General features: G+C 51.1%; 2 tRNA genes and 3 rRNA genes. All 5 read left to right on the top strand.

Features of this window, described 5'->3' with window-relative positions:
* The first annotated feature begins 225 nt into the window (after nt 1–225).
* The 5 genes from ACIGEK_RS22360 (at nt 226) to rrf (ending at nt 5,399) form a co-directional block, all read left to right on the top strand.
* A 16S ribosomal RNA gene (locus ACIGEK_RS22360) occupies nt 226–1,762 on the top strand.
* Between the two features lie 65 nt (nt 1,763–1,827).
* Nucleotides 1,828–1,904: transfer RNA gene (locus tag ACIGEK_RS22355), tRNA-Ile, on the top strand.
* A 31-nt stretch (nt 1,905–1,935) separates the two neighbouring features.
* Nucleotides 1,936–2,011: transfer RNA gene (locus ACIGEK_RS22350), tRNA-Ala, on the top strand.
* A 244-nt stretch (nt 2,012–2,255) separates the two neighbouring features.
* Nucleotides 2,256–5,145, top strand: a 23S ribosomal RNA gene (locus ACIGEK_RS22345).
* Nucleotides 5,146–5,283: 138 nt separating this feature from the next.
* A 5S ribosomal RNA gene (gene rrf / locus ACIGEK_RS22340) occupies nt 5,284–5,399 on the top strand.
* The 16S, 23S and 5S rRNA genes sit together here with 2 tRNA genes alongside, the layout of an rRNA operon.
* The last annotated feature ends 33 nt before the right edge of the window (nt 5,400–5,432 follow it).

The raw sequence follows: 5,432 nt of genomic DNA, 5'->3' as shown, positions 1-5,432 counted from the left end.
CTTGACGGAAGGTGAGGCTGCTGTAGAATGCGCGCCTCGGTTGAGACGAAAGGCTTAACCAACCCGCTCTTTAACAACTGAATCAAGCAATTCGTGTGGGTGCTTGTGAGGTAAGACTGCTAGTCGCAAGATTATCAGCATCACAAGTTACTCCGCGAGAAATCAAAGATGTAACCAACGATTGCTGAGCTAAGTTTAGGGTTTTCTCAAAACCCAAGCAGTATTGAACTGAAGAGTTTGATCATGGCTCAGATTGAACGCTGGCGGCAGGCCTAACACATGCAAGTCGAGCGGTAGAGAGAAGCTTGCTTCTCTTGAGAGCGGCGGACGGGTGAGTAATGCCTAGGAATCTGCCTAGTGGTGGGGGATAACGTTCGGAAACGGACGCTAATACCGCATACGTCCTACGGGAGAAAGCGGGGGACCTTCGGGCCTCGCGCCATTAGATGAGCCTAGGTCGGATTAGCTAGTTGGTGAGGTAATGGCTCACCAAGGCTACGATCCGTAACTGGTCTGAGAGGATGATCAGTCACACTGGAACTGAGACACGGTCCAGACTCCTACGGGAGGCAGCAGTGGGGAATATTGGACAATGGGCGAAAGCCTGATCCAGCCATGCCGCGTGTGTGAAGAAGGTCTTCGGATTGTAAAGCACTTTAAGTTGGGAGGAAGGGTAGTAACTTAATACGTTGCTACTTTGACGTTACCGACAGAATAAGCACCGGCTAACTTCGTGCCAGCAGCCGCGGTAATACGAAGGGTGCAAGCGTTAATCGGAATTACTGGGCGTAAAGCGCGCGTAGGTGGTTCAGTAAGTTGGATGTGAAATCCCCGGGCTCAACCTGGGAACTGCATCCAAAACTGCTGAGCTAGAGTACGGTAGAGGGTAGTGGAATTTCCTGTGTAGCGGTGAAATGCGTAGATATAGGAAGGAACACCAGTGGCGAAGGCGACTACCTGGACTGATACTGACACTGAGGTGCGAAAGCGTGGGGAGCAAACAGGATTAGATACCCTGGTAGTCCACGCCGTAAACGATGTCAACTAGCCGTTGGGAGTCTTGAACTCTTAGTGGCGCAGCTAACGCATTAAGTTGACCGCCTGGGGAGTACGGCCGCAAGGTTAAAACTCAAATGAATTGACGGGGGCCCGCACAAGCGGTGGAGCATGTGGTTTAATTCGAAGCAACGCGAAGAACCTTACCTGGCCTTGACATGCTGAGAACTTTCTAGAGATAGATTGGTGCCTTCGGGAACTCAGACACAGGTGCTGCATGGCTGTCGTCAGCTCGTGTCGTGAGATGTTGGGTTAAGTCCCGTAACGAGCGCAACCCTTGTCCTTAGTTACCAGCACGTAATGGTGGGAACTCTAAGGAGACTGCCGGTGACAAACCGGAGGAAGGTGGGGATGACGTCAAGTCATCATGGCCCTTACGGCCAGGGCTACACACGTGCTACAATGGTCGGTACAAAGGGTTGCCAAGCCGCGAGGTGGAGCTAATCCCATAAAACCGATCGTAGTCCGGATCGCAGTCTGCAACTCGACTGCGTGAAGTCGGAATCGCTAGTAATCGTGAATCAGAATGTCACGGTGAATACGTTCCCGGGCCTTGTACACACCGCCCGTCACACCATGGGAGTGGGTTGCACCAGAAGTAGCTAGTCTAACCTTCGGGAGGACGGTTACCACGGTGTGATTCATGACTGGGGTGAAGTCGTAACAAGGTAGCCGTAGGGGAACCTGCGGCTGGATCACCTCCTTAATCGAAGACTTCAGCTTCTTCATAAGTTCCCACACGAATTGCTTGATTCATTGAAAAAGACGATTGGGTCTGTAGCTCAGTTGGTTAGAGCGCACCCCTGATAAGGGTGAGGTCGGCAGTTCGAATCTGCCCAGACCCACCAATTGTTGTGGGGTTTGGCCTTGTACGAATATGGGGCCATAGCTCAGCTGGGAGAGCGCCTGCCTTGCACGCAGGAGGTCAGCGGTTCGATCCCGCTTGGCTCCACCATTACAGTATCGTAAGAGTTCAGAAATGAACGTTCCTACTGAAAGTAGATGAATGTTGATTTCTGGTCTTTGACCAGTAAGAAAATCGTTCTTTAAAAATTTGGGTATGTGATAGAAGTGACTGATTAATTACTTTCACTGGTAATTAATTTGGTCAAGGTAAAATTTGTAGTTCTCAATTGCAAATTTTCGGCGAATGTCGTCTTCACGTTATTAGACAGTAACCAGATTGCTTGGGGTTATATGGTCAAGTGAAGAAGCGCATACGGTGGATGCCTTGGCAGTCAGAGGCGATGAAAGACGTTGTAGCCTGCGATAAGCTCCGGGGAGTCGGCAAACAGACTTTGATCCGGAGATCTCTGAATGGGGGAACCCAGCCAGCATAAGCTGGTTATTACACACTGAATACATAGGTGTGTAAGGCGAACCAGGGGAACTGAAACATCTAAGTACCCTGAGGAATAGAAATCAACCGAGATTCCCTTAGTAGTGGCGAGCGAACGGGGACTAGCCCTTAAGTTGATTTGAGAATAGTGGAAGGCTCTGGAAAGTGCCGCCGTAGTGGGTGATAGCCCCGTACACGAAATTCTCTTATCAATGAAATCGAGTAGGACGGAGCACGAGAAACTTTGTCTGAATATGGGGGGACCATCCTCCAAGGCTAAATACTACTGACTGACCGATAGTGAACTAGTACCGTGAGGGAAAGGCGAAAAGAACCCCGGAGAGGGGAGTGAAATAGATCCTGAAACCGTATGCGTACAAGCAGTGGGAGCCCACTTTGTTGGGTGACTGCGTACCTTTTGTATAATGGGTCAGCGACTTATATTCAGTGGCGAGCTTAACCGAATAGGGGAGGCGTAGCGAAAGCGAGTCTTAATAGGGCGACAGTCGCTGGGTATAGACCCGAAACCGGGCGATCTATCCATGGGCAGGTTGAAGGTTGGGTAACACTAACTGGAGGACCGAACCGACTACCGTTGAAAAGTTAGCGGATGACCTGTGGATCGGAGTGAAAGGCTAATCAAGCTCGGAGATAGCTGGTTCTCCTCGAAAGCTATTTAGGTAGCGCCTCGTGTATCACTGTTGGGGGTAGAGCACTGTTTCGGCTAGGGGGTCATCCCGACTTACCAAACCGATGCAAACTCCGAATACCAACAAGTGTCAGCACGGGAGACACACGGCGGGTGCTAACGTCCGTCGTGAAAAGGGAAACAACCCAGACCGTCAGCTAAGGTCCCAAAGTTATGGTTAAGTGGGAAACGATGTGGGAAGGCTTAGACAGCTAGGAGGTTGGCTTAGAAGCAGCCACCCTTTAAAGAAAGCGTAATAGCTCACTAGTCGAGTCGGCCTGCGCGGAAGATGTAACGGGGCTCAAACCATACACCGAAGCTACGGGTTCATCTTAGGATGAGCGGTAGAGGAGCGTTCTGTAAGCCTGTGAAGGTGAGTTGAGAAGCTTGCTGGAGGTATCAGAAGTGCGAATGCTGACATGAGTAACGACAATGGGAGTGAAAAACTCCCACGCCGAAAGACCAAGGTTTCCTGCGCAACGTTAATCGACGCAGGGTGAGTCGGCCCCTAAGGCGAGGCAGAAATGCGTAGTCGATGGGAAACGGGTTAATATTCCCGTACTTCTAATTACTGCGATGGAGGGACGGAGAAGGCTAGGCCAGCACGGCGTTGGTTGTCCGTGTTTAAGGTGGTAGGCTGATTTCTTAGGTAAATCCGGGAAATCAAGGCCGAGAACTGATGACGAGTTGTCTTTTAGGCGACGAAGTGGTTGATGCCATGCTTCCAGGAAAAGCTTCTAAGCTTCAGGTAATTAGGAACCGTACCCCAAACCGACACAGGTGGTTAGGTAGAGAATACCAAGGCGCTTGAGAGAACTCGGGTGAAGGAACTAGGCAAAATGGCACCGTAACTTCGGGAGAAGGTGCGCCGGTGAGGGTGAAGCATTTACTGCGTAAGCCCATGCCGGTCGAAGATACCAGGCCGCTGCGACTGTTTATTAAAAACACAGCACTCTGCAAACACGAAAGTGGACGTATAGGGTGTGACGCCTGCCCGGTGCCGGAAGGTTAATTGATGGGGTTAGCTAACGCGAAGCTCTTGATCGAAGCCCCGGTAAACGGCGGCCGTAACTATAACGGTCCTAAGGTAGCGAAATTCCTTGTCGGGTAAGTTCCGACCTGCACGAATGGCGTAACGATGGCGGCGCTGTCTCCACCCGAGACTCAGTGAAATTGAAATCGCTGTGAAGATGCAGTGTATCCGCGGCTAGACGGAAAGACCCCGTGAACCTTTACTATAGCTTTGCACTGGACTTTGAGTTTACTTGTGTAGGATAGGTGGGAGGCTTTGAAGCGTGGACGCCAGTTCGCGTGGAGCCAACCTTGAAATACCACCCTGGTAACCTTGAGGTTCTAACTCTGGTCCGTTATCCGGATCGAGGACAGTGTATGGTGGGTAGTTTGACTGGGGCGGTCTCCTCCTAAAGAGTAACGGAGGAGTACGAAGGTGCGCTCAGACCGGTCGGAAATCGGTCGTAGAGTATAAAGGCAAAAGCGCGCTTGACTGCGAGACAGACACGTCGAGCAGGTACGAAAGTAGGTCTTAGTGATCCGGTGGTTCTGTATGGAAGGGCCATCGCTCAACGGATAAAAGGTACTCCGGGGATAACAGGCTGATACCGCCCAAGAGTTCATATCGACGGCGGTGTTTGGCACCTCGATGTCGGCTCATCACATCCTGGGGCTGAAGCCGGTCCCAAGGGTATGGCTGTTCGCCATTTAAAGTGGTACGCGAGCTGGGTTTAGAACGTCGTGAGACAGTTCGGTCCCTATCTGCCGTGGACGTTTGAGATTTGAGAGGGGCTGCTCCTAGTACGAGAGGACCGGAGTGGACGAACCTCTGGTGTTCCGGTTGTCACGCCAGTGGCATTGCCGGGTAGCTATGTTCGGAAAAGATAACCGCTGAAAGCATCTAAGCGGGAAACTTGCCTCGAGATGAGATCTCACTGGAACCTTGAGTTCCCTAAAGGGCCGTCGAAGACTACGACGTTGATAGGTTGGGTGTGTAAGCGCTGTGAGGCGTTGAGCTAACCAATACTAATTGCCCGTGAGGCTTGACCATATAACACCCAAACAATTTGATGTTTGTGTGTCTAGCAACAAGAAGACCGCAACAGCCGAAAATTTGTACGAACTGCAAAACCATTTATCACATACCCAATTCGGAGCAGCGTCTAACGACGATACTCCAGCTGAATCGCTTGACGACCATAGAGCATTGGAACCACCTGATCCCATCCCGAACTCAGTAGTGAAACGATGCATCGCCGATGGTAGTGTGGGGTTTCCCCATGTGAGAGTAGGTCATCGTCAAGCACCTATACCAAAACCCCCGATCAGGAAACTGGT

The organism is Pseudomonas sp. NPDC079086 (assembly GCF_044542155.1).
In the GTDB taxonomy this organism is placed as follows: Bacteria; Pseudomonadota; Gammaproteobacteria; order Pseudomonadales; family Pseudomonadaceae; genus Aquipseudomonas.
This window is presented reverse-complemented; position numbering and strand designations above follow the sequence as displayed.